The following is a 26,458-nucleotide window of genomic DNA, read 5'->3' on the forward strand; positions in this document are numbered from 1 at the left end:
ACTTAAAAAATTAAACCCACTTAGAGATGGTCTTTGAGTACTCATTTACTTCATTTTCGTTGAAGAACAGTGATACCTCACGCTCAGCACTTTCAGGAGAATCAGAACCATGGATAACGTTCATGCTAACCTGAACACCGTAGTCCCCACGAATTGTACCAGGAGCAGCATCCTTCGGGTTTGTTGCACCCATCATCGTACGAGCTGTTGAGATTACGTTCTCACCTTCCCATACCATTGCAAAGACAGGTCCAGAAGTAATGAAATCAACGAGTTCTCCAAAGAAAGGACGCTCTTTATGTTCACCATAATGGTTTTCTGCTAGCTCTTTTGAAACCGTCATCAATTTAGCTCCCACCAAATTAAAACCTTTTTTCTCGAAACGAGATACGATTTCACCGATAAGGTTTCTTTGAACGCCGTCAGGCTTTACCATCAAAAACGTTTTCTCCATGTAAATCTCCTCACTTTCAACAAGTTATATGTATTGGGCAGAAAGCGTTTTCTGCCCTCCAAATTCTATCAAATTTTCGAAAAAATAACAACATTACTTTTAATGTTTTCTTTTCCCTATGTATTCTGCGATTTGCTTGAGTGAGGTTCTCGAAGAAGTTGATGGTAGATGCTCTAGCGCTTGAAATGCTTTTTGAAGGTAGCGATCACTAATCTCTCGAGCGAATTCTATTCCCCCAGAAGACTTTACGATGGAGAGAACCTGATCCACTTCACGTTGTGATACTGGTTTTCCATCTGAAAATACATTCATGATGTCATGTTTTGCATTCCCCTGATGCATCGCATAGAGAACGGGTAACGTGATGTTCCCTTGAAGAAGATCTCCACCAGCAGGCTTCCCTAGTTCCCTAACAGTACCTGTGTAATCTAAAATATCATCTGTGATCTGGTAGGCCATCCCTACAAAATAACCGAATTGCTTGAGGTGCCACTGTTCAGCTTTAGATGCCCCAGCAGCAACGGCCCCAAGTTCACATGAAATCGAAATCAGGAGCGCGGTTTTCCGCTTGATCCTTCTAAAGTAATCTCTTACATTCTGATTCCAATTAAACTGATCTCTTATTTGCTCTATTTCACCGATACACATTTCTAGGATTGCATTTGACAAAATGCTGTTTGCTTCAGGATCTTCTAGTTCTGTAACTAACTCAAGGGCTCTGGCAAAGATGTAGTCCCCCGTATACATCGCGACACGGTTGTCCCACTGGGCTTTAATGGTTTTGGCTCCTCTTCTCATTTCAGCATCATCGATCACATCGTCATGAACGAGTGAGGCCATATGGATCAGCTCTAATGCAACCGCAACATTCTTCATTTTTAACAGGTCATAATCCCCGAACTTCCCTGAAAGCAGTACAAAAACGGGACGTATCCTTTTCCCCCCTGCTTTAAGAAGGTGGTTAGATGCATCTCGCAAGACTGGATGGTGAGCATTCACCGTCTGTTCGAGTTCTGACTCTATGAAAGTTAAATCTTTTTTTAATGAGGCATATATCGTTGTTAGTTTCATGAGATCCACCTAACTGATTTTCACAAATATCTTTAATGGTTGATTTTTTCTGGTTTAAAGCCCATATGCATTGCAGCAGCTCCGCCAGAGTAAGGCTTCACATCTACCCGCTCGAAGCCGTTCGAAAGAAAAAGCTTTCTTAATTCTTCCGCACCTGGGAAAGAACTAGCTGATTCCTGTAACCAGGAGTACTCGTTATAGCTTTTAGCAAACATTTTGCCGAGTAAAGGCATGACAAACTTAAAATACCCATAATACACTTGTCGGAAAACAGGTAACGTCGGTTGAGAGGTTTCAAGACAAACGACACGACCTCCTGGTTTCACAACTCTATACATTTCTTTTATCACCTGATCGTAATCTGGTACGTTTCGCAGTCCAAATCCAATCGTGACGTAATCAAAAGAATTATTATCAAAAGGAAGCTCCATCGCATTTCCGTGGATGAGCGTCACATTCGACTTTTCTTGATTCTTTACTTTTTCTTTTCCGACTTCGAGCATATTTTCACTAAAATCTAGCCCGATCGCCTCTCCACTTTCACCTACTGCTTCTGCCATTGCAAGCGTCCAATCCGCTGTACCACAACATACATCGAGCGCTCTTGCTCCTTCTTTTACTTCCATTCGTCTCATCGTATCTTTGCGCCAAGCTTTATGACGCTGAAAACTGATGACAGAATTCATCACGTCGTATCGTTTTGAAATGGATTGAAACACTTGATGAACGCGTTCTTCTTTGGTGGTAGCCATCTATTTATCCCTCTTCCGCCATTTTCTTCTCATGTACACCGTTCATTCCCCAGTAAAATTCATGCCTATTATGAAACCAGCGATGAAAATCAGAATACTGTTGAAATAGAAAATCGATGTCCTTCTTAGCATGTTCAACGTACGAATCTAGAACTGACCTTGCCTTTGCCGTTTGTTCGGTGGTCAATGTAGATCCTTTAACTGAAAGAAACGTGAAGGCGATTTTGTGAAGAAGGTTGGTCCCTGTCTGAATTAACTCTTGTTTTCTTTCAAAAAGCAGGCGATTCAAATAAAAATATTGGGTACCGAACGACTTCCATTCATCAAGATCGAAATGTTCTGCAACCTTTCGTATCAAGATGGATTCTATATCCTTCAAGTTTTTGAATAGATGATCAACAGACTGATCATCCGCATGGTAAAAAGCCATCTTTGATTCATTGATTTCTTGGATCGCTCCAGATAACGTACGAATCAAATCGTTGTCTTGCCATTTAGAAAGGATATGGTAATACATGCTACTGAAATAGTCCCCCGCTAAGACAGTCAGCTGTCTTGTCTTACGCTCACCTTCATTTTGAATATCTTTCAGTGAGATACGTTCGTGAGTGTCTAATGCTATCTGCACAAGCATGATAGAGAGCAATGTATCCTGCTTTCTTTCCTTCTCTAAAGAGGTCTGCTCTAGCATCTCGTGGAACAGATACAGCTTCTCCTCATCGATAACTGGTATATCGATGAAACGAAGCAAGTAAGAATGTGCCAATCGAGCATGCAACATCTCACGTACGACGTTTAGTTGTTGATGTTTATGATCCATAGAATTCTTCATATCCCTTACCCCTAACGTATCTTCCAGTAGAGTATGTATTTATACTTAGTATAGCACAAGAAGGCTTGTGCTAAAACGGAACTGAAGCGGTGCCAAATGAAGAAAAGCAGGCTTTAATACCCTGCTTTACTCATCGTTGTTAATCTCACCATGGCTAGTTTGAATAACGGCCTTCCCTCTAATTTTCACAGCAGAAGTATGCTCGGTAAACTGCGCGATCATTACCTCACCTTTATCGAGCTTCTCAGAATGATGGAATCTCGTATCAGACCCACGTGTTAATCCAATAACGTTCACACCATTCTCAAGAGCTTTAATAACAAAGAAATCATTGTTCTCTAATTTCATGATATCCCTCCTGAATCAGGATTAACCTTTAATTAAACCAAGTACTTCTGCTCTAGCAGCAGTATCCGTTTCAAAGATTCCTCTTACTGCAGAAGTAACTGTTGAAGAGCCTGGCTTCTTCACGCCTCTCATCGTCATACACATATGCTCAGCTTCTACAACGACCATCACACCATGAGGTTCGAGTGTGTCGACCATCGTATTCGCAATCGTTGATGTGATACGTTCCTGAAGCTGTGGACGTTTCGTAACAGCTTCTACTGCTCTAGCAAGTTTACTCAGACCAGTAACCTTGCCGCCTTTTGGTATATATGCAACGTGAGCTTTCCCAAAGAAAGGAACTAGGTGATGCTCACACGTTGAATAGAATGGTATATCTTTAACAAGGACTAATTCTTCATGATCCTCTCCAAATATCGTTTGGAAATGTTCTTTTGGATCTTGATTAAGTCCCTGGAAAATCTCTTCATACATTCTTGCAACACGTTTTGGTGTATCTTGTAAGCCTTCGCGCTCAGGATCCTCGCCGATCGCTTCTAGGATCATTTTAACTGCCTCTTGTATCTTTCCATGATTAACTTCAAACATTGTTCTTTACTCCTCCATTCAGGACCTTACAATACATATGAAAATTTTAGCACACGGAGGATCAGTTAGCAAAAAAGAAGAGTCGCATAAGGTGCGACTCTTCTTTTGCCCTATGTATTTACTTAACTGCATCCTTAAGGGCTTTACCAGGTTTAAAAGCAGGTACCTTGCTTGCAGCGATTTCAATCTCTTCGCCAGTTTGAGGGTTGCGCCCTTTACGAGCAGAACGCTCACGGACTTCAAAGTTACCAAAACCAATTAGTTGAACTTTGTCACCTTCTTGCAAGGACTGCATAATGTTATCAAAAACTGCATCAACAGCTTTTGTAGCTTCTTTCTTAGAAAGCTCTGCAGATTCTGCAACAGAATTGATAAGATCTGTCTTGTTCATTCCGTTCACCTCCTCTCAAGAGAGATGCATACATACATTCATTCACAAAATATCCGATATTTATACGGAGCAATGCACGTTTAGTACGTTTGCAAGCCCTATAATATACGAAGACGCTGAAGAATTCAATATGTTTGTCCCGATTTAAGCCTTTTTTAAGGGATTTTTTCTCTATTATCCGCTATTTTACCTAATTGTAAACGCTTTATATCAAACTTTTGAAAAGTAATGAAGACCATCTTGCAATTGTTTCCTGAACATGCGAAAAACCGACTCCAGCTATTGGAGTCGGCTTAATTATAATATGATCGCAATTAATCCGCCTGAACCTTCGTTGATAATTCGCTCTAAGGTTTCTTTTAGCTTATATCGCGCATTTTCAGGCATAAGACCAAGTTTTGCTTGGATGCCTTCTCTTACGATAGAGTTCAAAGACCTTCCAAATATATCAGAATTCCAGATCGATAATGGATCTTCTTCAAAATCTTGCATCAAATACCTTACGAGCTCCTCACTTTGTTTCTCTGTCCCGATAATTGGAGCAAACTCTGACTCGACATCAACTTTTATCATATGGATTGATGGCGCAACAGCTTTTAGCCTTACTCCAAACCTTGATCCTTGACGGATGATTTCAGGCTCATCGAGGCTCATATCTTCAATCGATGGCGCTGCAATTCCGTAACCAGTTTGTCTCACCATTCGAAGGGCATCTGAAACCTGGTCATATTCAGCTTTCGCGAATGCAAATTCTTGCATCAACTGAAGCAAGTGATCTTTCCCTCTTATTTCAACCCCAACAACTTCTTTTAATATCTGGTCGTATAAGTCTTCAGGAGCATAAAGGTCGATTTCTGCGATTCCCTGACCCATTTCAATTCCAGCTAAACGAGCATTTTGAATGAACTCAAACTCTTCAAAATTGCCTACTACTCGATCCACATCCCGTAAACGCTTAATGTCTTTAACCGTTTCTCTAACGGATTCTTCGTAGTTCTGGCGTAGCCAGTGATCTTGATGGAGCACCATCACCCAGCTCGGTAGGTTCACATTCACTTCTAAAACTGGGAATTCATAAAGAACTTCTCTCATCACGTTGTTGATATCATGCTCTGTCATGCTCTCAACGCTGAGTGAGATAACAGGAATATCGTATTTATTGGATAAGTCTCCTCTTAATGCTTCTGTTTGAGGGTGGTGCGGATGAGCCGAATTGACGATCATAATAAACGGCTTTCCAACTTCTTTTAATTCTTCAACCACTCTTTCTTCTGACTCAAGATAATCATGACGAGGAATTTCACCGATAGATCCATCTGTCGTGATCACTACACCGAGAGTGGAATGCTCCTGGATGACTTTACGTGTACCGATCTCAGCTGCTTCTTGGAATGGGATCGGTTCTTCGTACCAAGGTGTATTGATCATTCTTGGTCCATCATCATCTTCATATCCCTTTGCACCTGGAACAGCATATCCTACACAGTCTACAAGCCTTACATTAACATCTAGTCCATCCTCGACATGAATTTGAATGGCATGGTTAGGTACAAATTTTGGTTCAGTGGTCATAATCGTGCGCCCTGCAGCACTTTGTGGGAGTTCATCCTGTGCTCTTGCACGATCGGAGTCACTTTCCATATTCGGCAGTACGATTAACTCCATAAACTTTTTGATGAATGTTGATTTGCCTGTTCTAACAGAACCTACGACCCCCAGGTATATATCTCCTCCTGTACGCTCTGCGATATCTTTGAAGATATCCACTCTCTCCACGTGATCGCCTCCTGAATTCCACCTCATTGGATGGAATAATTCAATACTGACCGCAGACTTACTTGGACACTATCATTCTATGATGTTGTCCAATAAATATGACAAATCACAGTAAAAGCATTTGATTTACGAGAAACACCTTGCCTCCTCTATAAATCCTCCACATAAAAAAGTCCCTCCTCTTTTTAATAGTTGTATTGCTAAAGAGAAGGGAAAATACCTATTTTGCTAAAAAAACAGCTTTACCATTTTCAATTGTATAGGGTACGGACGAAACTGGAACGTAGAAAGAATTAAAAGCTAATAAGTCCCTGATATCATCTCCTTCTTCAAAGGAATGATCAGGATTATTCGTAATCGCCTTGTTTAGATCGCTTCGATAATCCACATGAACGTTTCCTTCTTCATCGAGGAAAAAAGGAAGATCATCGTTTGTGAAAGGGCTTTTAATCATTGGTTCGCTGTCCAATCCTAGCTTTTCGTAATCGATAGAGTATCGATCTTTAGCTAAAATGTCTTTGAACGGTGGATACTTATGGTTTCTTCGATAATCATTGATTCTCATTTGCAAGTCTTTTACTTCTTCAACGATAATCAAATCCAATATTCGAACCATCGGATCTTCTTCTACATTTATCAGTACATATTGAAAGACGCCCCCATTTTCGAAAGCGTTTCCTGGTGGCTCTTGCAAATAAGCTGGTACTAACTTTTTAAAGTCGATCGGATATTTTTGATAGATAGGCGTACCTTGTTCCCTCGTTTTGATTGGAAGCACAGACTTATTTTCTTGATATTGTTTGACAGCCGTCTGAACCGACTCGATTTGATCTGTATAGGGTATCCTATTTTCGCCTTTTCTACTTTCTGGATATAAACACCCAGAGAGAATTAGTAAAAGGCTTGTCCATAAAAGAAGATTTAGTCCAATTTTTTTCATTATTTTCAGTCCTTCAACGTAATATTTCGAGAACTCCTCAGTCTGTTGGACCTGTAAAAACAACGAGGAGCATGAGAACACCCGAAGTGAACATGCATAAATAAGCGAAGGTTGACACGAGTACTTTTAATACTCCATTTAATTTAGCTCTACTGAACATGATCGCGAGTACAGCGACGAACATCAACCCCATTGATGATAGCGCTACCCACATTTTTATTAATGCCGGTGACATATACGTTCCTCCAGTCTAATCTAACTGCTGCCCACCATTATATCAAAATTTAACCGATCAGTCCTAACCCCTTTCGATAAAATAGTGAACTCTTTATGTATCCACAAATAAAAAGCTGAAGAAAGGGGCTTTTCCTCAGCTTTGACTATATGAATTTCATTGAAGTGTGCTTCTGCTCAATAATCGTTCTGTATCAGTATATGATATTTCATCCATCCGGTATCGTTTAAACGCCTAAATTTCGTTTACTTTTCCTATTTTTGGCTGAATAACTTTGCAATGGAAGCGAAATCCAAAGGTATGTTTTTATTCACGATGGCCTTTACGATCCTGTCTTCCTTTTCTTTAGATACCTGCACGTTGGCTACACGAGCAACGTTTGCAATTAGCCTTCGCACAGTTCGTTCATCTGAAAAGTCTGCGCCTTGGACCGAGTCAGCCAATTTAAATATGTCTTCTTTTTTTACATTGGTTTTCTTTTCAATATTATCAAACAAATCGCTCACACTGTTTCCTCCTTACCATTATGGTTCAACATAGTGTATGCAAGGAGGAATACTTCGTGCTTTCCCTATCTAAATTAATTGAATGCTATTGTTTACGATTCAATTCGAATTTATCAGCCAGTAACGATGTAAGATCCTCTGTTTCATGAGTTCTTAATCTTCCCATAAGCTGGTCTACGCCATCTTTTGGCTCAATATTATTGAAGAGCACTTCATATAAGACGGATGTGATCGGCATCTCTACCTGCTGTTCCTTAGCAAGATGATAAGCAGCCTTAGTCGTACGAACCCCTTCTACGACCATCCCCATGTTCTCAAGCACTTCATCGAGGCTATTTCCTTTACCTAATAAATTGCCTGCACGCCAGTTTCTACTGTGAGCACTGGTGCATGTCACGACGAGGTCGCCTATTCCTGTAAGACCCATAAATGTAAGTGGGTTTGCGCCCATCGAAGCTCCAAGTCTCGCAATTTCTGCTAAACCTCTTGTGATAAGGGCCGCTTTCGCATTATCACCATAACCGAGACCATCGGATAACCCTGCTCCTAATGCAATAATATTCTTAAGAGCTCCTCCTAGTTCAACACCTATGATGTCATCATTCGTGTAGACTCGAAAATTCGAATTGATAAAGAGATCCTGCGCATATTCAGCTTCCTTGATATTCTTAGAAGAAACCGTAACGGTCGTCGGATGACGAAGACTTACTTCTTCAGCATGACTTGGTCCAGAAAGCACTACGACCGATTTTCTGAGATTCTCTGGAATTTCTTCTTCGATTACTTGTGATATACGCATGAGTGACCCTGGTTCAATACCTTTACTCGCATGGATAATCGAAACAGGATCTGCGATTAACCCTTTTAACTCAGGTAACACGTCTCTTAATGCCTTCGTAGGCGTAACGAGTAATATCGCTTCCGCACCTTCCACACAATCAGCAAGCGACGTAGTAGCGTGTAGAGATGTAGGTAAGGTGATACCAGGCAAATATTTTTCATTCGTATGATGTTCATTAATTTCTGTTGCTAGATCCTCTCGTCTTGCCCACATTTTTACATTGTGGTTGTTATCTGCAAGAACGATCGCAAGCGCTGTTCCCCAGCTTCCTGCACCAATAACTGAAATCGTAGCCATTCTATCTCACTCCTCACTGCTCTACTTTTTGTCCAATCTTACTCTCATTTCCTGATAGAAGTCTCTTCACGTTTGTACGATGTCTAAATAGCGATAAGATCGCTACAAAAAAACCTAGCAGTACATAAGATGCTGGATTTCCACCAAGTAAGAAGATAAATGCCGGTGTTAACACAACAAAAATAAGTGATCCAAGTGACACATATCTCGTAATAAAAATAGCTATGATTGCAAGGATACCTGCATACAGTGCTGGTAAAAAGGCGATCGTAGCGAATACTCCAATCGTAGTCGCCACTCCTTTACCACCTCTAAACCCGAAGAATACCGGCCAATTATGACCGATAATCGCGGCGATACCAGCTAGGAAAGGCACGATGGGTTCCGCTGAAAACCAATAACCTAACCAAACAGCGATTACGCCTTTTAGGACATCGAGTAAAAGAACCACGACAGCAGGTACAGTGCCCAAAACCCTGAGAGTGTTGGTCGCTCCTGCGTTCCCGCTTCCATGTTCTCTAATGTCTATCTTTTTCACAATTCGAGCGATTAAATAGCTGAAGCTAACTGACCCGAGAAGATAAGCAGCTACGCAAATCAGAATTGCGATCATCGAATTCCCCCCTCAAATGAGATGCTTAAACCTTATTCACTCTTCTTTCTCGCAAGAATGCGAAGCGGAGTTCCCTGGAAGCCAAACGTCTCTCGGATTCTATTTTCTAAAAAGCGTCGATATGAGAAATGTAGCAATTCAGGATCATTTACAAACAGTACGATAGTAGGTGGCTTTACAGCAACTTGAGTCGCGTAGTTGATCTTTAGCCTTCTTCCCTTATCTGTTGGTGTTGGGTTCATCGCTACAGAGTCCATGATCAATTCGTTCAACACATTTGTTTTTACTCGAAGCGTGTGATTCTCAGCAACGGTATTGATAACAGGTAGTAACGTGTGCAGTCGTTGCTTCGTTTTTGCAGAAAGGAAAACGATAGGTGCATAGCTTAAATACAAGAAATGATCTCGGATTTTTTGTTCAAAGTTACGCATCGTTTTATCGTCTTTTTCAACAGCATCCCATTTGTTCACTACGATTACGACAGCTTTACCAGCTTCGTGTGCATAGCCTGCTACTTTCTTATCTTGTTCGATGATTCCTTCTTCTCCATCGATGACAACGAGAACAACGTCTGAACGTTCAATTCCTCTCATTGCGCGTAGTACACTGTATTTTTCTGTATTTTCGTAAATTTTTCCACGCTTTCGCATACCGGCTGTATCGATGATGACATAATCCTGTCCTTCTCTTGTAAAGGAAGAATCGATCGCATCCCTAGTTGTACCAGCTACATTACTAACGATGACCCTTTCTTCACCCAAGATGGCGTTAACAAGTGACGATTTACCAACGTTTGGACGACCGATAACAGAAAACTTGATTGTGTTTTCATCATATTCAATTTCACCTTCGTCAGGGAAGAATTTAAATACTTCATCTAGTAAGTCCCCAAGACCTAGTCCGTGCGATCCTGAAATTGGGAATGGAGCACCCACTCCTAATGAATAAAAATCATGAATCAACGCTTGTTGCTCAGGGTTGTCAATTTTATTGACTGCTAGCACGACAGGTTTCTTTGAGCGGTATAGGATTTTTGCTACTTCTTCATCCGCATTCGAGATGCCATCTCTACCATTTACCATAAAGATGATCACATCAGCTTCATCGATTGCGATTTCAGCTTGATAACGAATTTGTGAAAGAAATGGAGCGTCTCCAATTTCAATACCACCTGTATCAATAATATGAAAATCACGGTTCAACCATTCTGCTGAGCTATAAATACGATCTCTTGTTACTCCTGGTGTATCTTCGACAATTGAAATTCTTTCTCCTACAATACGATTAAATATAGTCGATTTACCAACGTTTGGACGACCGACGATTGCGACAACTGGCTTGGCCAATATGTACACGCCCTTTCAAAATAAGTATCTATCTTAAGCTTACCTCTAGAAAGTCGTGGACAAACTTTCCAGTAGCTCATTGTAAAAAACCCTCCTTAACTAAGAAGGGTGTAGTCTCTTGATAGCTTTTATATCTTATCAAAAAAGCAACCAATGAACAACAGAGTATCTATCTAATGTTTGACGATAATATACACATCATTGCTCAACTTATGGGCAATTCCGTCAAGGATCGCTTCCAATTCCGCAGCAACTTTATCCATTTCAGCCTTCGTGTCGCAAACGAACACATTCGAACCTACCGGAACTTTATGTACAGAATCCGTAATAGCAGCCAGTATCGCTTTTTCCAAGATCACGACTGATCACTTCCCTTCTCTTTCGTTTCAGTGGGCATACGAATAGCGTTCTCAAGGGTAGGCACTTGCGAAATGATTTTTTTTGCAAGTTCAACATTATTATTCTGAGGCAGGATGAATACGCCAATCCGCCCATCATCGAGGTCACGTTTTATCAATGGAACAAGCGCAGGCGTCCCTGAGTCACGATAAACTCCTAGAGAAATAGCTAGGTCGTGAAGAATGGCTTGTCTCTGTCCAAGATTTCCGATCGTCATCCTAGCGTCAAAGTTTTTAGGACTAATCACAAATCCAAGTCCATGTTTCAAAATTTCTTCCTGTCTTTCAGGTATCCCAATGTTCATAATATAAATATTGTCTACATATAACCCCGCACCTTCAAAAGAAAGGGAAGAATGTTCAATATTCGCGATTTTCCCTAGTTTACTTCCGGTCATATATTTTCTCGCTACTAGAAATGAAAGTACAGCCGCCACAAGAGACGCCCACACGTTCAAAGATAAATAAGCGATCGATGTTATGAAAGAAATGAAGATCACTAAATAATTCCTACCTTCAAACGTAACGGCAATTCCTTCGATATAAGACGCTCCTCTTGGAACCAACTCTAACGTATCCATTTCTGTTAACGTTTTTCTTTCCATATTTCTTACTTCTCTAAATTGCGAAGCCGCAAGTGTCAGGAAAGTAACCGCTGTAAATTCTTCTGACATGATTGAAGGCACTACTAATGCTCCGAGTGCAGCTGCAATAAACCCTAATGCAAGATGGATGATCATCCCATGAGGATAAGTAGGATACTGACGATAATCAGTACGAAACATATAGATTCGAGATAACGTACCGATGATTACACTAAACAAGATCGGAACCGTAAATTCATTCATGAATAACCACGTCTTTCTTGATGTTTTTTCATAACGTTCTCCAGGTGGCTCGTAAGCTGAACAAACCCTTCCCACATGAAGATGCCCGTAACAGATATCGCCATGATGTCTAATGAGCTGTACCTACCGATCACAGTTTGAATGCCCATCTGATAATAGATTACCGCCATAATAAGTTCTCCTTGTACGATCGCAAGCATCAGAAGCGCGCACCTCTGTCCTGCTCCTTGTACCGTCAAATGGACGATAACAAACAGTGCAAGAGCGATAGACCATGATGTGTATAGATAGCTAAACACTGGATCGTAAAGAGAAAAGAGTTCGATCGATGCGTAAGCTGCCATAAGCATCAAAACGACTAGAGCAGCGTACAACTTCTTACTATGTAGCGTTTTCATTAACATAAAATAGCCGATCAACCAGCATAGAATCAATGCGCCGTTCACGTTAAAAACCACGATCGAAATCTCCACATTCGCTGCACAAATCATGATTAAACTTAAAACGACGATATTTTGGTTAGTTTGGGATGGTTTAACAAAGAAGACAAGAACGATGATAGCGATCCAACTTAACCAAATAAATAGTGCCCCATCCAAAGCAATCACTCCTTATTATGCTCAGTATGGGAAAAATTCTTCGTGATTAGACCAACAATTAAAAAATGTATAACGTTTTCCCTTTTATTTCATGATAATAAAGCAAAGGAGGGATGATCTTGGGAAGAGATAGACAGGAGAAAAAACTAAAAAAATCGAATCGTGTAGAGTCTGATCGCGATCAATCACTAGAATATAAAGGAGCTTCTACAATGGAAGGGCCTGATCACGCAAGAAAAAGAAACGGACAAGAATAGTTTTAAACACAAAAAAGCTCTCTGCTGCAGCAGAGAGCTTTAACATTATTTATACTTTTTCAGTTGATCACCGATCATATCTCCAAGGGAAAACGGGGAATTTCCATCTCCATCTTTTTGATATTCTTCAACCTGGCTCGTCACTTGTTCTGCTTCTAGTACTTTAATGCTAAGTGAGATGCGCTTTTCATTTAGATTTACATCTAGTACTTTAACTCGAACTTGCTCCCCTTCTGATAGTGCTTCGTGAGGGGTACCAATGTGTTTGTTTGAAATCTCAGAAATGTGAACGAGTCCTTCTACTCCAGGTGCAACTTCTACAAATGCACCGAAGCTTACAAGACGTTTAACCGTACCTTCGATTTCGTCTCCAGCTTTTACTTTGCCTTCGATTTCTTCCCAAGGTCCAGGCAGCGTTTCTTTAATGGATAGCGAGATACGTTCGTTATCTCTATCCACAGATAGAATTTTAACGTTTACCTTTTGTCCTTCTGCTACAACTTCGGATGGGGTTTCAACACGGTGATGTGCCATCTGAGAGATATGCACAAGTCCATCTACTCCACCGATGTCTACAAAAGCACCAAAATCAGTAAGACGTTGAACAGTACCTTCAACGATCTGTCCTGCTTGAAGAGAAGCCAGTGTTTCCTGCTTCTTCACATCCGCCTCTTGCTCTAACACAGCGCGGTGAGAAAGAATGACTTTTGATTTTTCAGGATCAAATTCAACGATCTTTACACTTAAGGTCTTGCCCTTGTAATCTGCAAAATCTTCAACATAGTGGCGCTCGACAAGAGATGCAGGAATAAATCCACGCACTCCAAGGTCAACGACTAGTCCACCTTTAACAACGTCAGCAATCTCTACTTCGAAAGCCTCGCTGTTTTGATATTTTGCTTCGAGCTCATCCCAAGCTTTGTCAGCTTCTACTGCTTTCTTTGAAAGCACTAGCTCGTCCTCAGATAATTTGATCACTTTCACTTCTATTTCATCGCCTTCTGAGAGTGCGTCGCTGACTTTTTCGACGTGAAGGCTTGACAGTTCGCTGATAGGCAGCACTCCATCAATTTTAAAACCCACATCCACCGATGCGTGTTTCTCTTCGACTTTGGAGATCTTTCCAGTCACCACATCTCCAACTTCGAATGATTTGAACTCAGTCATTTCCTGATTCATCTCTTCAACCATTGACAAACTCCTCCTTCAATCCAAAAGAAATAGAACTTTTCAATAATATTTATAAAAGCCTTCCACTTACCATCAGCGAAAGAATTTTATGAAAAGTTAATCACCCTTTCCTTTAACTTTCACTAAAATCAGTCAATTTGTCAAGTGTCCTGCAACATTTATTTATTTTTTTTGAAAATAATGAAATGTTAACGGTTAGCATCGATTAGTTGTTGAATTTCTTTCATGATCGCCTGTGTAGCCTTCTTCGCTGCACCCTGTTCTTCACGGAGAGGTGATAGATCAACTGGTTTTCCATAGATGATCTTCAATTTTCCAAACGGCTTGTAAGACCCCATAATTGCACAAGGTACGACTCTAACCTCTGGACGAAGTGCGAAAAAACCAGCACCAGATAACCCTTCTCCGAGCTGACCAGTTTTGCTTCTTGTTCCTTCAGGAAACAATCCAACTACTCCACCATCTTTTAAGATGCCAATTCCACTTCGGAGAGCTTGTTTATCACTCATCCCTCTTTTCACCGGAAAAGCGCCAACTTTATCGATCAACTTACCTAGCACAGGGATTGTAAATAGTTCTGACTTCGCCATAAAACGTACCTGTCGTGGGCACATCGCTCCAACTAGTGGTGGATCAAGGTTGTTAATATGATTTGAACAGAGTAGAATCCCTTTATCAGAAGGAATGTTTTCTTCACCAACAACGGTTACTCTGTTAAAAAGTTTAAAATAGACTTTGAACAATCCTCTTCCCACATCATATAAGCTCACTGCTTCAAGCCCTCTCTTTCGCTAATAGTAGAATATGATGTACCACTTCAGAAATCGTCATTGACGTTGTATCGATTTCGATCGCATCTTCTGCTTTTACAAGTGGTGCTACCTCACGTTCTGAATCACGTTTATCCCGTAGCGCTATTTCTTCTTTGATTTGGTCGTAGTTAGCTTGTATTCCATTATCAACAAGTTCTTTGTAACGACGCGCAGCTCTTTCTTCTACAGAAGCACTTAAGAACACCTTTAGTTCCGCTTTTGGAAGCACGTGAGTTCCGATATCACGTCCATCCATCACGACGCCGCCTTTTTCAGCTAATAGCTGCTGACGTTTCACCATTTCGCCTCTTACTTCACTTTGTCTCGCAACGAAAGAAACGTTGTTCGTAACTTTTAAAGAGCGGATGTCTTCTGTTACATCGATGCTATCGATCAAAACATGTTGGTCTTTCTCACCGAGTTGAAGATCTATGTCAGTTTTATCTAGGAGCTTCTTAAGAACAGGACCATCTTCAAGGTCCGCATTATTTTCGATCGCTTTATAAGTTAGAGCTCGATACATCGCACCAGTATCTATATATAGAAAAGAGAGCTTATCAGCTACTCTTCTTGCTACGGTACTTTTTCCAGCACCTGCTGGTCCATCTATTGCAATATTAATATTTCTTCTCATAAACATCTTTCCCCCATCGTTCATTGGTCACCAAATAAGTTCTACAACGTACAAAAAAAGCAGGGATTCCTGCTTTTTTTGTACACTACGTTTCAAGTTAATCATAACACAATCAAAGTAGACGGTCTATTAACTAGTGCCGTTTAGAAGGCATCTGTTCGCCGTTCACGACCCCTTCATAATACAATGTTTTGCTGAGATAAATACGAAAGGGTTCATGAGTAAGAAGTGTTTGAGCAATGAGGAGAAACGCGAACTGTATCATAACTAACTTAATCAACAAACGCTCAACTTTCCCCATTTCCTCACCTCACTATAGCTCATCATAATTTGTTTCCGTGCCGTCCATCTTCTCTACTTTTTCTTCTCGTAAGTTTTCTGCGTTTATGAAGATGCGATACGTTTCATTATCAATCGTACCCATAAATTCATAACACAATACTTCTTCGTTAAGATCATTTCGGATGACGCCTAATCCTTCCTCCATGATTTGAACACTCTCGTTGATTTGTGCTAAAGCTTCTTCTCTTGACATAGCAGGCTTTGGCAATTCTCTTTTTTGATGATTTGTTAAATAGTCGATCGATTCATATCCAGCAATATCTCCATTATCTAGTGCTACTTTGATATGGATAGCGTCAGGATAGATATTGATGTCATCCTGTTGATAAACAAACGTGAAGACGCCCATCTTATCATACTGACTGCTTTCAGAGACCACCATATTGGTGATGTCATGTTCTTTTAGAAATGCCTCCGCTTTTGTAGCTGCTTCATTTAAACTGATTTTTTGTTTTCCAATCTTACGGTCCATTAAGATCCAGATCGGATGAGCCCCTTTTTTCGTAACATCAAGATTTACACTTGATTTATTCTTGGGGTTTTCGATCGAAAGACTATATGCCTGATACCCTGCTTTCTCACCAGTTGAGGTGATATCGATTTTTGCATCACTCTCAATATCCAAGTAGTCGATTACAGCTTTCTTTGCTTCATCTTCTGTAACCTCCTCACCTAGTACGTTGTTCGAAAGGTTTTCTTTCTTTTCATTCAGCTGGGTGACTTCTGGCCCCCAATTCACATCACTATATCCTTCTACTTGTTTATCAACTGTTTTGAATCCGTCGATGATCGTGTTATCTTGCGCCTGCTTTTCTGAAGCGAGCGCTAACTCGACATCCATCCAACGCAAGTTATGATTGATCACCATAGCCTGTACTTTTCTTAGTTCGTTTTTAATTTCAGTAGCGTGTTTATGCAGCTTTTTAAGCGTGTCATATTCATCATCAGACAAAGGTTTCTCATCAAGGTCTCTAACCGCTACGCGATAGCTAAACTGCCCTATATTTGAAAGAAACTCCTCAGTCTTGTTAAAAGGCATCAGCGTCAACGGAAGCTGACCGACATCATTCTGAGCTTCTGAGGTCAATCTCCACACTTCTGCAAGTGCAGGTGATAATCGAGCTCGAGAACTCATCGCAAGAGTCGACCCGATCTTCTCTTCAAGAGCATCAACATGAAAATTCAGCTCATGAAACGCTCGTTGATAGTTATTTTCGGCATTGATCAAAACTGCATTTTTCTCCTGGTGTTCTTTATATCCCCAATAACTTGTAGAAACGACACCTATTGCCAGTGCTCCAATCAATATAGACCTAATCATTGTTCAATCACCTCCACTATTCACAGAAAATATGTTTTCCGATTCGTTTGATCTGAGGACGGGTCCAAATCCAACCTGATGTTGCCGTGTTAGGATTAAAATAGTAAAGTGCTTCACCGGAAGGATCCCAGCCATTAACTGCATCTAATACTGCTTCTTTTGCCCTATCGTCAGGAGTCAGCCATATCTGTCCATCTGATACTGCAGTGAAGGCACGTGGTTCAAATATGACGCCCGATACGGTATTCGGAAAAGAAGAGCTTTGCACTCGGTTTAAAATAACCGCAGCGACCGCTACTTGTCCTTCGTAAGGCTCACCTCTTGCTTCTCCATAAACTGCGTTTGCCATCAGTTTAATGTCATTTTGTGAGTATCCAGCAGGTGTATTCTTACCTTGCGTTGCCTTAGTGCCTCCGTCGCCACCAGAGGATCCACCGTAGTTCTTAGGACTTTCTCCCTTATTTACTTTTTGCTTTATCGAAGGATCGTATTTCGTTGCTTTGTTTAATTTAGCCTTCATCTCAGAACCTACTAGTCCATCGACGGTCAATCCAAATTCATGTTGGAAGTTTCGAACTGCCCAATACGTACCCCAACCAAAAACACCATCGATCTTTCCTTTGTAAAACCCGATGTACTGTAACCGTGCTTGTAGCTCGATCACATCATCACCTGTTGCCCCTTTTTGAATAACTTGATTTGAAAATGCGTCTGCTTCATGGTTATAGTCAAGCACCGTCATAAGCGGCACGCATAATAAACCGATTATCAGAGGGATTTTAAATATATTAAATAGCTTCCTCATCCTTTGGACCTCCTGATCAATGTGTTTTCATGGTTGTAGTTTTTGTATCAAAAGGTATTTTATACAAACCTTCTTTTTTAGATAAACAAAAAAAGATGCCCGTGAGGCATCTTTTATCAAAACTTATATACTTGCATCTTCTTTTGTTTGCATCAGCTTGGCCTGATTAAGATCTGCCACTCTAATTTTTCTAAGTCCGATCGACCATAATACTAGCATAAAAGGAATCATGATATAGATCATGTTGGTATTGAACTGAAGAATGAGGTAATTATACGTCCCGTGGAACAAAACAGGTATAAGAAGCGACAAGATGATCCACTTAAATACTTTGTTTTGCAGCGAAAACTTCCCTCGTCCTAAATAAGATCCCATGATGACCCCAAACAAAGCGTGACTAGAAACAGGTAACAGAGCACGCCACCAGGCTTCTTGAATGCCATAAGCAAATAAAAAGAAAACATTCTCTACTGATGCAAAGCCTAGCGATATCGCAACGCCGTAAACGATTCCGTCATAAAAGTCACTGAATTCAAGGTGAATGTAAACGGTAAAATAAAAGATAAACCATTTTAAAAACTCCTCAAGCAATCCTGACATGATATAAGATTGACTAAAAGGAGATTGCAGGAATTGTTCAACTTTAAAACCATGCTGGATAACCATCACTGGAAACACGAGCATGGCACCGAAAACAAAGCTCCTGACTACTGGTCTGATGGGCTCAGACTCATACTGATGGTGTTTTAAATAAAAAAAACAAAGAAGCGCAATCCCTGGAGCGATTCCAGCAGTTATAGCCGCTAACATAGGCTTTCCCCATTTCTACACGGTAGATGATGAAAAAGCAACTTTACCATACCTATACTTTTCTTATCGTACCATGTTACTTTATTTATGGAAACTAAATAAAATTTGGCCTGAGGTGAGATTTTTGAGCAAAATACTCGTGCTACACACTGGTGGAACAATCGCGATGGAGGAAAATGGAGAATCTGGAGCAGTAAGTCCAGGTGAAAGAAATCCTCTTAACGCAACATTAAGTGACCTCATCCACGATGTGGATCTGATCGTCGATGACTTTATTAACATTCCTTCTCCTCATATGAATCCTGAGCTGATGTTTCAGATTGCTGAACGAATTGAAAGCAGGATAAAAAAGGAACATATTAGCGGAGTAGTCGTCACTCATGGAACCGATACTCTGGAAGAAACTGCTTATTTACTTGATCTTATCTTACAAACTGACCTACCAGTCGTGGTGACTGGAGCGATGAGGTCGAGCAATGAAATTGGGTCTGATGGCCCATATAATCTAATTTCCTCTTTGAAGGTTGCGTCCTGCCAAGAAGCGAAAGGAAAAGGCGTACTCGTTGTGTTGAACGATGAAATACATACGGCAAAAAACGTTACGAAAACACACACGAGCAACGTTTCAACATTTCAAAGTCCACAATACGGCCCGATCGGAATCGTCACAAAGCAGCGTGTCCATTTCCATCATACTTTAACGAACCGTGATCGCTATCACATTTCAAAGCTAAGTAAAACAGTCATGCTTCTAAAAGCGTATGCAGGAATGGACTCTCAACTTCTTCAAGCTGCTGGGGAACTTGGAATCAACGGCATCGTCATCGAAGCATTGGGTCAAGGAAATCTACCCCCACAGACAGTCGACGGGATAAAGCAATTACGAAAAAAAGGGATCGCTGTTGTAATGGTTTCGAGATGTTTCAATGGCATCGTGCAGGACGTCTATGGATATGAAGGTGGAGGGAAGCATTTGAAGGAACTCGGAGTTGTTTTCTCAAATGGACTCAATGGACAAAAAGCAAGGTTGAAGCTCTTAGTAGCCCTAGAAGCAACTGAAGATTTAAATGAGTTACAGCAACTATTCTTAAGATAATTAAAACGAAATCATGAAGCTCCTAGGTTATAGAGACCACGAAAATCTAGGTTTCTCCACAAGCAAGAAAGCCTATCTTATTAGATAGGCTTTCTTGCTTTGTCGATCATATCGTTTGCTATTTGTGCGCCGTGGTGTCGGCCATTCTCAATAAATATTTCATTCGCGTTGTTTCCTGCAGCAATAACGCCAGCAATGTAGCACCCTTCTACATTCGTCTCCATCGTTTCAGGATCAAACGCAGGTCTGCCAGATGCTTCATCGATGTCGATGCCAATCTTCGTTAAGAACGAATGATCTGGATGATAACCTGTCATGGCAAAAACAAAATCATTCGCGATCGTTTGTTTTTCTCCATTCACAGTGATTACAACTTCTTTTTCACGAACTTCAACTAACTCAGCATTAAACGCCATCTGTACTTTTCCATTTCGCACTAATGCTTCAAACTCAGGTAGGATCCATGGTTTAATGCTTTTCGAGTACTCTCCCTGTCGATAGAGAACGGTCACGCGCGCTCCAGCTTTTTCAAGCTCTAATGCAGCATCAACTGCGGAGTTTTTACCCCCAACGACAACAACATCTTTATTGAAGTAAGGATGTGGCTCTTTAAAATAATGCATCACTTTATCAAGATCTTCTCCAGGAATACCCATATAGTTTGGGCTATCATAATACCCGGTCGCGATGATCACATGTGTTGCTCGATATGTGATCTCCTTCGATTCATGTAGCTTCTCAGACTCAATCACAAATCCATCATTTTTTGTTTCGATCTTATTAACCTTTTCATATGAATGGATTCGAAGATTTTTTCTTTTCGCAACATCTCTATAATATGCGAGCGCCTGGTTACGCTTCGGTTTTCTTTCTTCAATAATGAACGGTACTTCACCTATTTCAAGTTTTTCACTTGAGCTGAAAAACGTCTGGTGTGTGGGATAATGATAGATCGCATTTACGATATTCCCTTTTTCTATGATCAATGGATCGAACCCTTTGTTTTGAAGTTCAATCGCTGCTGACATACCACACGGACCAGCTCCAATAATGATTACCTGCTCTTCTCTCATATTCCCTCACTCCTGCAACAATCCATATAAACGATTTATTTCTTTTTTTATTGTACTCATTACAACCAAAAAATTCCCTACCTGAATGATAGGGAATTTCTGTCGCAATATCAACTATTTAAATCCAACCACGGAAGCGAGACGCTTCAGCCATTTTTCGAACACCGACCATATATGCTGAAAGCCTCATGTTTACACGTCTAGTTTCAGAAGTTCTATAGATCGAGTTAAATGCGTTTACCATGACCTTTTCAAGCTTTGCCTCAACTTCTTCTTCGGTCCAATAGTAACCCTGGTTATTCTGTACCCATTCAAAGTAAGAAACCGTTACTCCACCAGAACTAGCAAGAACATCTGGTACTAGTAAGATGTCCCTTTCGGTTAAGATCTTAGTCGCCTCAATCGTTGTCGGTCCATTCGCTGCCTCAACGACGATGCTTGCTTTGATCTGATGGGCATTCTCTTCTGTAATCTGATTTTCAATCGCTGCAGGAACTAGAATATCACAGTCAAGTTCTAGAAGCTCTTTATTACTAATCGTTTCTTTGAAAAGTTTCGTTACTGTTCCAAAGCTGTCGCGGCGATCTAATAAGTAATCGATATCAAGGCCTTCTGGATCGTGAAGCGCTCCATATGCATCTGAAATCCCAACGATCTTTGCACCAGCATCATGCATAAACTTCGCAAGAAAACTACCTGCGTTACCAAACCCTTGAATAACGACGCGAGCTCCTTCAATCTTAATGCCTTTCTTCTTAGCTGCTTCTCGTATGCAGATCGTTACACCTTTTGCTGTTGCTGATTCACGTCCATGCGAACCACCGAGCACAAGCGGTTTACCTGTAATAAACCCTGGAGAATCAAACTCGCGAATACGGCTGTATTCATCCATCATCCACGCCATGATCTGTGAATTTGTAAACACGTCTGGAGCTGGGATATCTTTCGTCGGGCCAACGATTTGGCTGATTGCCCTTACGTATCCGCGACTTAACCTTTCAAGCTCTCTGAAAGACATTTCTCGAGGGTCGCAAATGATTCCGCCTTTTCCTCCACCATATGGTAAATCAACAATTCCAGCTTTAAGGCTCATCCAAACAGAAAGTGCTTTCACTTCAGTTTCCGTTACGTCTGGATGAAAGCGAACCCCACCTTTAGTAGGACCAACCGAATCGTTGTGCTGAGCACGATATCCAGTAAAGATTTTTATAGATCCGTCATCCATTCGCACAGGGATACGGACTGTCATCAACCTCATAGGTTCTTTTAGAAGTTCAAAAACCTCTTTTGGATAGCCCAACTTATCAAGTGCTTCATTTATGACCGATTGCGTCGACTCTAATACATCCCTTTTCTTTTTGTTACCTTGTCCGTTATCTGTTTCGTTTTTGTCGACCATTACTTAACCTCCCATAACTATGCCCTTACTGTGGTGTCTTCATAAAAGATCCGATTAGGTGACCTTTGACCCATTTACATCTAACATTGTTCAGTTTTTTGGTTTCATTAATAATTAGAATACTCTATTGTCTTGCTTTCAAAACATAGTATACACGTTTAGGTATCCTATGAGAAGGTATTCCGTCCACATTTTATGCAATTTGTTTCACAAATTTGCAAACGCTTACTAGTAGGTAGGCCCATATTGCTATTCGAAAAAAACCTCACAGTAATGTGTGAGGTTTCTTATAGCCATTTACTTTTTCAACCCGAGTTGAAGCAGCTGTTCAATCATCTCTTCATACGAATAGCCAACTTCCTTAGCTGCATCAGGATAAAGGCTCGTAGGCGTCATGCCTGGCAACGTATTCACTTCAAGGAAAACGGGCTTAGAACCATCTTTAGGGATAATGTAATCCACCCTTGAGTATGTTTCACAACCTAGCAACTCATGTGCAAGAACAGACTCCTCCTGAATCATCGTTGTATACTCTTCGGTAATACGTGCAGGAACGATATGTTCACTACCACCCTCTGCGTATTTCGATTCATAATCATAATATGCGTTACGAGGTACAATCTCAACGACAGGCAATGCTCGCACATTACCTTTCTCACCTAAAACAGCAACAGTAACTTCTGTTCCAGAAATGAACTCCTCAAGGATAACTTTTGTATCGAAACGGAAGGCTTCATCGATTCCCCTAACCAATTCATCTTCTGAATGAGCGATCGTTAACCCTATTGTCGAACCTTCACTGTTAGGCTTCACAACAACAGGAAAATCAAATGGAAGGTCGAGGTTTTCATAGCTATCGCCTCTCTCCAACACAAGATCTTTAGCAAGACGAATACTCGTATCGTTTAGTACTTTTTTACTTTTTGCTTTATCCATAGCTACAGCTGAACCGAGTACACCAGAACCAACATATGGGATCTCCAGCATATCGAGTAACCCTTGAATTCTTCCATCTTCGCCAAATCTACCATGAAGGCCGATGAAAACCATATCGACATCTAATTTTAAAATGTCGCTAATTTTATCTGGATGAAAATCAATTCCGATTACTTCATGACCATTATGTTCGAGTGCGGCAATGATTCCTTTCCCACTCGATAGGGATACTTCTCTTTCGGCAGATGTTCCACCATATAGTACTGCAACTTTCATGATCAAATACCTCCTGGGCTACATTTATGTACATCATTATATTCGTTATTCACCTAATTGGAACAGTTGAAAACTTCTCTCATCATACCATGTTTTCTTGCAATGTGTGGCTGGTAATTCATCACCTCGAACAAAGAATTGGAAATCACGCCACCTGTTCCGTATACTTGCACTATCTTCAATAAGAAAGGATCTACCACTATGTCAAAGACAATTCTATTCGCATTCGCCCATCCTGATGATGAATCATTCACATGTGGGGGTACAATACTTGAGCTTTCTAAGCAAAAAGATACCAATACTATTCTATATAGTGCTACTGCAGGTGATGCAGGGAAGTGTGGTGAACCTCCTTTGTGCACCCGTGACAACCTCGCAAACGTTCGTAGAAATGAACTACAGGAGGCGGCTCACCATCTAGGGATCAATGAACTCGTAATTGATGACTATCAGGATGGAAAGCTAAGTGAACTTGCACCTCATACATTAAAAAACAGAATCATCACTCTACTGGATACTTATCAGCCTGACGCCGTCGTTACGTTCCCCCCACACGGGCTATCTGGGCACAGCGACCATACAGCTATACAGGAAGCATGTTTAGAAGCTGTTCAAGAATCACCAAACAGCGTAAAAGAACTATACTATGCTACGCTACCACAATCACTCGCAACTAAAACTGGAAACCCAGCGTTTGCTGATCCTGATGAAAACATCACGCTAATGAAATCCTTCTCAGAGGAACATATGAAGAATGTACAGCTTGCTCTCCTTGCCCATAAAACTCAACACCTTTCAGTGGAGCGAGTATTTCCAACTATCCATAATCAGAGTGGATTTACTAAATTTGAAAACAAAGAATACTTCATAAGAGCATGGGAGAGCGACTCGAAGACAGAGTCCATTCTTTCATAGTTCATAAGAATAGCCTTCCGCGCGTTTTCTTCGGAAGGCTTATTTTTATTGAAAATAGTGATTCAATTGTTTTACAGCTTCAGAGTGCATCAGTGTTTTTCCGTATTCAATAACGCGATAACTTGTGATTGTAGATGGATTACCGAATTCAGCTAATAGCGCGATGAGCGTATCTAACTCCATGTCACCGATTTCCTCTTCGTTAATCTTCAAATAGAATTGTTGTTGGTACGAATAAAGAATCCCACCTTCAACACCTACATCAAGTAAACGTTTCGAAAGACCGATCACATCTTCGAACGTATTAAATTCATAAAATACTTCATCGCTTTCATCAAGCGTAACCTGCATTTCAATGTATTCATCGTTGTAATCATCTTCAAAATCGGTTTCTTTCGAGCCTTTTGTTACGATTACGACCATACCTTGAGCAGGCAATGAAAACACTTCAACTGCGATAGGGCCATCTACTTTAAAGCCTAGTTCATCGTCTGCTTCCATAATCATTTCTCTGAATAACTTATGGACCTTTGGCACGTCCTGCCATAATTCTTCTTTCGTTATTCCTCGCTCGTTCAAATCGTCATAAGTGAGAAATATTTTAATTTTGTCGTATGTTAAACGTTCAAGACGCATCTAATTCCCCCCTACCGTCTGTCACCAGCATATCCTTTAACATAATATATGTGATATTACATAGATGGTTCTTGCTTGACGATATTCTTATAGTTTACACCGTATTGGGAATGTTAGACAAGTCCTGTACTTCCTATACTAAATCGAAAGTTTATGAAGCTTGTGTTTTATCCATACATCCCATTCATCTTTATTCTTTCCAACGAAATAGTGATCATAAGCTTGTCTCTTTTCTCCATGTAGATGTAGAAGTGCTCCTCCTCCAACACCGATTGTTAAATCCGGAAACTTATTATCGAGCCGATCGATCAAGTTCAAACATTTAGGTAGATTTGACATGAGGGTGCAGGATAAGAACAATATACTAGGTGCAGTGTCTTCTACTACGATTTCAATGTCTTTTTCAGGGATGCTAGGACCTAAGTAAATCACTTCAAAGCCTTTCCTTCTAAGGTACAATGTGAAGATTAAAAGTCCTAGTTCATGGTACTCATCTGTTGAACACACCGCCATAACCTTAGGAAGGTATCCATCGATCGGCAAGGTATGAAAAATCATGCCTATCCTCGATCGTAAAAATGCAGTAGCGAAATGTTCATGTGCCACTGTGATCTTTTCGTTTTCCCACAGTTCCCCTACTCGAACTTGAAGCTGCCCTAGGATATCTTGTACAACTTTATCGATACTAAAGAGTGAAAAGGCTTGATTCAACAATTCCTGAGCTTTGTTTTCTTCAAATGCAAGTAACGCTTCCAAAATATCATCTGATAACACGTGAGCACGATCTCGACTTAGCTCAGTAGCATCTGAGTGTGGCTCTGTATTTCCATCTTCAAGCAATTCTACCGCTTGACTTATCGTAAAGCCTTGTTCTGTCTTTTGGACTAACCATTTCAAAACCGATAAATGCTCATCTGAATAGAGGCGATGACCAGCATCATTTCTTATAGGAGAAATAATATTGTACCGTCTCTCCCATGCTCTTAACGTTCCAGGCTGAATACCTAGTTTTTTAGAGACTGCTTTAATATTATATTTACCATCCGACATAGCCCTCTACTCCTCTACTATTCATTCATCATACTCAGTATAAGGGATGGATGACGTTTGTGTAAACTTT

General features: G+C 40.6%; 32 protein-coding genes. 3 read left to right on the top strand and 29 right to left on the bottom strand.

The features are described from left to right. Nucleotides 1-10: 10 nt before the first annotated feature. From ndk to ACXAHI_RS04445, 17 genes are all read right to left on the bottom strand, one after another. Nucleotides 11-454 (bottom strand): nucleoside-diphosphate kinase, encoded by a 444-nt coding sequence (ndk, locus tag ACXAHI_RS04365; protein ID WP_474835301.1) that lies wholly within the window; start codon nt 452-454, stop codon nt 11-13. Between the two features lie 99 nt (nt 455-553). Next, complete coding sequence (gene hepT, locus ACXAHI_RS04370) at nt 554-1,525, bottom strand: heptaprenyl diphosphate synthase component II (RefSeq protein WP_474846214.1); 972 nt, start codon at nt 1,523-1,525, stop codon at nt 554-556. A gap of 32 nt (nt 1,526-1,557) precedes the next feature. Further along, on the bottom strand, nt 1,558-2,277 hold the full coding sequence (locus ACXAHI_RS04375; protein WP_270179060.1) for a demethylmenaquinone methyltransferase: 720 nt from the start codon (nt 2,275-2,277) through the stop codon (nt 1,558-1,560). Between the two features lie 4 nt (nt 2,278-2,281). After that, complete coding sequence (locus ACXAHI_RS04380) at nt 2,282-3,109, bottom strand: heptaprenyl diphosphate synthase component 1 (protein WP_474846216.1); 828 nt, start codon at nt 3,107-3,109, stop codon at nt 2,282-2,284. A 126-nt stretch (nt 3,110-3,235) separates the two neighbouring features. After that, nucleotides 3,236-3,457, bottom strand: coding sequence for a trp RNA-binding attenuation protein MtrB (mtrB, locus tag ACXAHI_RS04385; protein ID WP_224877989.1), 222 nt, complete (start codon nt 3,455-3,457; stop codon nt 3,236-3,238). A gap of 21 nt (nt 3,458-3,478) precedes the next feature. Beyond that, entirely contained in the window at nt 3,479-4,045 is a 567-nt protein-coding gene (gene folE, locus ACXAHI_RS04390; protein ID WP_474811392.1) for a GTP cyclohydrolase I FolE, read from the bottom strand. Between the two features lie 118 nt (nt 4,046-4,163). Further along, nucleotides 4,164-4,436 (bottom strand): HU family DNA-binding protein, encoded by a 273-nt coding sequence (locus ACXAHI_RS04395; RefSeq protein ID WP_224877993.1) that lies wholly within the window; start codon nt 4,434-4,436, stop codon nt 4,164-4,166. A 297-nt stretch (nt 4,437-4,733) separates the two neighbouring features. Then, the gene (gene spoIVA, locus ACXAHI_RS04400) at nt 4,734-6,212 is read right to left on the bottom strand and encodes a stage IV sporulation protein A (RefSeq protein ID WP_270179063.1); all 1,479 of its coding nucleotides are present in this window, start codon (nt 6,210-6,212) and stop codon (nt 4,734-4,736) included. 220 nt (nt 6,213-6,432) lie between these two features. Continuing rightward, a complete protein-coding gene (locus ACXAHI_RS04405) occupies nt 6,433-7,152 on the bottom strand; it encodes a hypothetical protein (RefSeq protein WP_474846218.1) in 720 nt (239 codons plus the stop codon). Nucleotides 7,153-7,189: 37 nt separating this feature from the next. Beyond that, nucleotides 7,190-7,387, bottom strand: coding sequence for a DUF2768 domain-containing protein (locus ACXAHI_RS04410; protein WP_270179065.1), 198 nt, complete (start codon nt 7,385-7,387; stop codon nt 7,190-7,192). A 254-nt stretch (nt 7,388-7,641) separates the two neighbouring features. Further along, nucleotides 7,642-7,893 carry a stage VI sporulation protein F gene (locus tag ACXAHI_RS04415; RefSeq protein WP_270179066.1) on the bottom strand — a complete coding sequence of 84 codons (252 nt, stop codon included), beginning with the start codon at nt 7,891-7,893 and terminating at the stop codon, nt 7,642-7,644. Between the two features lie 85 nt (nt 7,894-7,978). After that, nucleotides 7,979-9,031: an NAD(P)H-dependent glycerol-3-phosphate dehydrogenase gene (locus ACXAHI_RS04420; RefSeq protein WP_474846220.1), complete on the bottom strand. Its 1,053-nt coding sequence runs from the start codon at nt 9,029-9,031 to the stop codon at nt 7,979-7,981. A 13-nt stretch (nt 9,032-9,044) separates the two neighbouring features. Continuing rightward, a complete protein-coding gene (gene plsY, locus ACXAHI_RS04425) occupies nt 9,045-9,644 on the bottom strand; it encodes a glycerol-3-phosphate 1-O-acyltransferase PlsY (protein WP_270179068.1) in 600 nt (199 codons plus the stop codon). Nucleotides 9,645-9,676: 32 nt separating this feature from the next. Continuing rightward, nucleotides 9,677-10,990: a ribosome biogenesis GTPase Der gene (der, locus tag ACXAHI_RS04430; protein ID WP_474846222.1), complete on the bottom strand. Its 1,314-nt coding sequence runs from the start codon at nt 10,988-10,990 to the stop codon at nt 9,677-9,679. A gap of 173 nt (nt 10,991-11,163) precedes the next feature. Then, entirely contained in the window at nt 11,164-11,349 is a 186-nt protein-coding gene (locus ACXAHI_RS04435) for a capping complex subunit for YIEGIA (RefSeq protein WP_474846224.1), read from the bottom strand. Next, nucleotides 11,346-12,236 carry a YIEGIA family protein gene (locus ACXAHI_RS04440; RefSeq protein WP_474846226.1) on the bottom strand — a complete coding sequence of 297 codons (891 nt, stop codon included), beginning with the start codon at nt 12,234-12,236 and terminating at the stop codon, nt 11,346-11,348. Before ACXAHI_RS04440 ends, ACXAHI_RS04435 begins: the two co-directional genes overlap by 4 nt. Beyond that, nucleotides 12,233-12,835 (bottom strand): YphA family membrane protein, encoded by a 603-nt coding sequence (locus ACXAHI_RS04445; protein WP_474846228.1) that lies wholly within the window; start codon nt 12,833-12,835, stop codon nt 12,233-12,235. The genes ACXAHI_RS04440 and ACXAHI_RS04445 overlap by 4 nt, the downstream gene beginning before the upstream one ends. A 119-nt stretch (nt 12,836-12,954) precedes the next feature. Here ACXAHI_RS04445 and ACXAHI_RS04450 point away from each other — a divergent pair, with 119 nt between their 5' ends. Beyond that, nucleotides 12,955-13,092 (top strand): YpzI family protein, encoded by a 138-nt coding sequence (locus tag ACXAHI_RS04450; protein WP_474846230.1) that lies wholly within the window; start codon nt 12,955-12,957, stop codon nt 13,090-13,092. 45 nt (nt 13,093-13,137) lie between these two features. Here the strand turns inward: ACXAHI_RS04450 and rpsA are convergent, their stop codons facing one another. The 7 genes from rpsA to prsW all read right to left on the bottom strand — a co-directional run bounded on the left by rpsA (nt 13,138) and on the right by prsW (nt 19,007). Further along, nucleotides 13,138-14,283, bottom strand: coding sequence for a 30S ribosomal protein S1 (gene rpsA, locus ACXAHI_RS04455; RefSeq protein WP_270179074.1), 1,146 nt, complete (start codon nt 14,281-14,283; stop codon nt 13,138-13,140). Between the two features lie 188 nt (nt 14,284-14,471). After that, nucleotides 14,472-15,053: a lysophospholipid acyltransferase family protein gene (locus ACXAHI_RS04460; RefSeq protein WP_474846232.1), complete on the bottom strand. Its 582-nt coding sequence runs from the start codon at nt 15,051-15,053 to the stop codon at nt 14,472-14,474. A gap of 4 nt (nt 15,054-15,057) precedes the next feature. Beyond that, a complete protein-coding gene (gene cmk / locus ACXAHI_RS04465) occupies nt 15,058-15,729 on the bottom strand; it encodes a (d)CMP kinase (RefSeq protein WP_474846234.1) in 672 nt (223 codons plus the stop codon). Nucleotides 15,730-15,862: 133 nt separating this feature from the next. Beyond that, entirely contained in the window at nt 15,863-16,030 is a 168-nt protein-coding gene (locus tag ACXAHI_RS04470; protein ID WP_474846236.1) for a DUF5359 family protein, read from the bottom strand. A 12-nt stretch (nt 16,031-16,042) separates the two neighbouring features. After that, nucleotides 16,043-17,392: a germination protein YpeB gene (gene ypeB, locus ACXAHI_RS04475; protein ID WP_474846238.1), complete on the bottom strand. Its 1,350-nt coding sequence runs from the start codon at nt 17,390-17,392 to the stop codon at nt 16,043-16,045. A 16-nt stretch (nt 17,393-17,408) separates the two neighbouring features. Beyond that, nucleotides 17,409-18,197 carry a spore cortex-lytic enzyme gene (gene sleB / locus ACXAHI_RS04480; protein WP_474846240.1) on the bottom strand — a complete coding sequence of 263 codons (789 nt, stop codon included), beginning with the start codon at nt 18,195-18,197 and terminating at the stop codon, nt 17,409-17,411. 123 nt (nt 18,198-18,320) lie between these two features. Then, on the bottom strand, nt 18,321-19,007 hold the full coding sequence (prsW, locus tag ACXAHI_RS04485) for a glutamic-type intramembrane protease PrsW (protein WP_474846242.1): 687 nt from the start codon (nt 19,005-19,007) through the stop codon (nt 18,321-18,323). A gap of 124 nt (nt 19,008-19,131) precedes the next feature. Here prsW and ACXAHI_RS04490 point away from each other — a divergent pair, with 124 nt between their 5' ends. Next, entirely contained in the window at nt 19,132-20,103 is a 972-nt protein-coding gene (locus ACXAHI_RS04490; protein WP_474846244.1) for an asparaginase, read from the top strand. Between the two features lie 80 nt (nt 20,104-20,183). On the opposite strand, the gene ACXAHI_RS04495 is transcribed toward ACXAHI_RS04490, so the two are convergent. From ACXAHI_RS04495 to ACXAHI_RS04505, 3 genes are all read right to left on the bottom strand, one after another. After that, the gene (locus ACXAHI_RS04495) at nt 20,184-21,176 is read right to left on the bottom strand and encodes a YpdA family putative bacillithiol disulfide reductase (protein ID WP_474846246.1); all 993 of its coding nucleotides are present in this window, start codon (nt 21,174-21,176) and stop codon (nt 20,184-20,186) included. A 118-nt stretch (nt 21,177-21,294) separates the two neighbouring features. After that, nucleotides 21,295-22,575 carry a Glu/Leu/Phe/Val family dehydrogenase gene (locus ACXAHI_RS04500; RefSeq protein WP_270179082.1) on the bottom strand — a complete coding sequence of 427 codons (1,281 nt, stop codon included), beginning with the start codon at nt 22,573-22,575 and terminating at the stop codon, nt 21,295-21,297. A 297-nt stretch (nt 22,576-22,872) separates the two neighbouring features. After that, a complete protein-coding gene (locus tag ACXAHI_RS04505; RefSeq protein WP_474846248.1) occupies nt 22,873-23,787 on the bottom strand; it encodes a D-alanine--D-alanine ligase in 915 nt (304 codons plus the stop codon). A 201-nt stretch (nt 23,788-23,988) separates the two neighbouring features. Here ACXAHI_RS04505 and ACXAHI_RS04510 point away from each other — a divergent pair, with 201 nt between their 5' ends. Beyond that, nucleotides 23,989-24,702 carry a PIG-L deacetylase family protein gene (locus tag ACXAHI_RS04510; protein ID WP_474846250.1) on the top strand — a complete coding sequence of 238 codons (714 nt, stop codon included), beginning with the start codon at nt 23,989-23,991 and terminating at the stop codon, nt 24,700-24,702. Nucleotides 24,703-24,747: 45 nt separating this feature from the next. Here the strand turns inward: ACXAHI_RS04510 and ACXAHI_RS04515 are convergent, their stop codons facing one another. Further along, nucleotides 24,748-25,338, bottom strand: coding sequence for a genetic competence negative regulator (locus ACXAHI_RS04515; RefSeq protein WP_270179085.1), 591 nt, complete (start codon nt 25,336-25,338; stop codon nt 24,748-24,750). Between the two features lie 138 nt (nt 25,339-25,476). After that, complete coding sequence (locus tag ACXAHI_RS04520; RefSeq protein ID WP_474846252.1) at nt 25,477-26,388, bottom strand: MerR family transcriptional regulator; 912 nt, start codon at nt 26,386-26,388, stop codon at nt 25,477-25,479. Between the last annotated feature and the right edge of the window lie 70 nt (nt 26,389-26,458).

It is taken from the genome of Anaerobacillus sp. ABD4_527 (assembly GCF_056160805.1).

Coding starts and splice junctions, on each gene's coding strand:
- hepT (WP_474846214.1), bottom strand. CDS start 1,525: ATGAAACTAACAACGATATATGCCTCATTAAAAAAAGATTTAACTTTC.
- plsY (WP_270179068.1), bottom strand. CDS start 9,644: ATGATCGCAATTCTGATTTGCGTAGCTGCTTATCTTCTCGGGTCAGTT.
- ndk (WP_474835301.1), bottom strand. CDS start 454: ATGGAGAAAACGTTTTTGATGGTAAAGCCTGACGGCGTTCAAAGAAAC.
- ACXAHI_RS04410 (WP_270179065.1), bottom strand. CDS start 7,387: ATGTCACCGGCATTAATAAAAATGTGGGTAGCGCTATCATCAATGGGG.
- ACXAHI_RS04500 (WP_270179082.1), bottom strand. CDS start 22,575: ATGGTCGACAAAAACGAAACAGATAACGGACAAGGTAACAAAAAGAAA.
- ACXAHI_RS04395 (WP_224877993.1), bottom strand. CDS start 4,436: ATGAACAAGACAGATCTTATCAATTCTGTTGCAGAATCTGCAGAGCTT.
- ACXAHI_RS04440 (WP_474846226.1), bottom strand. CDS start 12,236: ATGAATGAATTTACGGTTCCGATCTTGTTTAGTGTAATCATCGGTACG.
- folE (WP_474811392.1), bottom strand. CDS start 4,045: ATGTTTGAAGTTAATCATGGAAAGATACAAGAGGCAGTTAAAATGATC.
- ACXAHI_RS04375 (WP_270179060.1), bottom strand. CDS start 2,277: ATGGCTACCACCAAAGAAGAACGCGTTCATCAAGTGTTTCAATCCATT.
- ACXAHI_RS04420 (WP_474846220.1), bottom strand. CDS start 9,031: ATGGCTACGATTTCAGTTATTGGTGCAGGAAGCTGGGGAACAGCGCTT.
- ACXAHI_RS04380 (WP_474846216.1), bottom strand. CDS start 3,109: ATGAAGAATTCTATGGATCATAAACATCAACAACTAAACGTCGTACGT.
- cmk (WP_474846234.1), bottom strand. CDS start 15,729: ATGAGAAGAAATATTAATATTGCAATAGATGGACCAGCAGGTGCTGGA.
- mtrB (WP_224877989.1), bottom strand. CDS start 3,457: ATGAAATTAGAGAACAATGATTTCTTTGTTATTAAAGCTCTTGAGAAT.
- ACXAHI_RS04495 (WP_474846246.1), bottom strand. CDS start 21,176: ATGAGAGAAGAGCAGGTAATCATTATTGGAGCTGGTCCGTGTGGTATG.
- ypeB (WP_474846238.1), bottom strand. CDS start 17,392: ATGATTAGGTCTATATTGATTGGAGCACTGGCAATAGGTGTCGTTTCT.
- rpsA (WP_270179074.1), bottom strand. CDS start 14,283: ATGGTTGAAGAGATGAATCAGGAAATGACTGAGTTCAAATCATTCGAA.
- ACXAHI_RS04505 (WP_474846248.1), bottom strand. CDS start 23,787: ATGAAAGTTGCAGTACTATATGGTGGAACATCTGCCGAAAGAGAAGTA.
- sleB (WP_474846240.1), bottom strand. CDS start 18,197: ATGAGGAAGCTATTTAATATATTTAAAATCCCTCTGATAATCGGTTTA.
- ACXAHI_RS04510 (WP_474846250.1), top strand. CDS start 23,989: ATGTCAAAGACAATTCTATTCGCATTCGCCCATCCTGATGATGAATCA.
- ACXAHI_RS04470 (WP_474846236.1), bottom strand. CDS start 16,030: ATGGGGAAAGTTGAGCGTTTGTTGATTAAGTTAGTTATGATACAGTTC.
- prsW (WP_474846242.1), bottom strand. CDS start 19,007: ATGTTAGCGGCTATAACTGCTGGAATCGCTCCAGGGATTGCGCTTCTT.
- ACXAHI_RS04515 (WP_270179085.1), bottom strand. CDS start 25,338: ATGCGTCTTGAACGTTTAACATACGACAAAATTAAAATATTTCTCACT.
- ACXAHI_RS04405 (WP_474846218.1), bottom strand. CDS start 7,152: ATGAAAAAAATTGGACTAAATCTTCTTTTATGGACAAGCCTTTTACTA.
- ACXAHI_RS04520 (WP_474846252.1), bottom strand. CDS start 26,388: ATGTCGGATGGTAAATATAATATTAAAGCAGTCTCTAAAAAACTAGGT.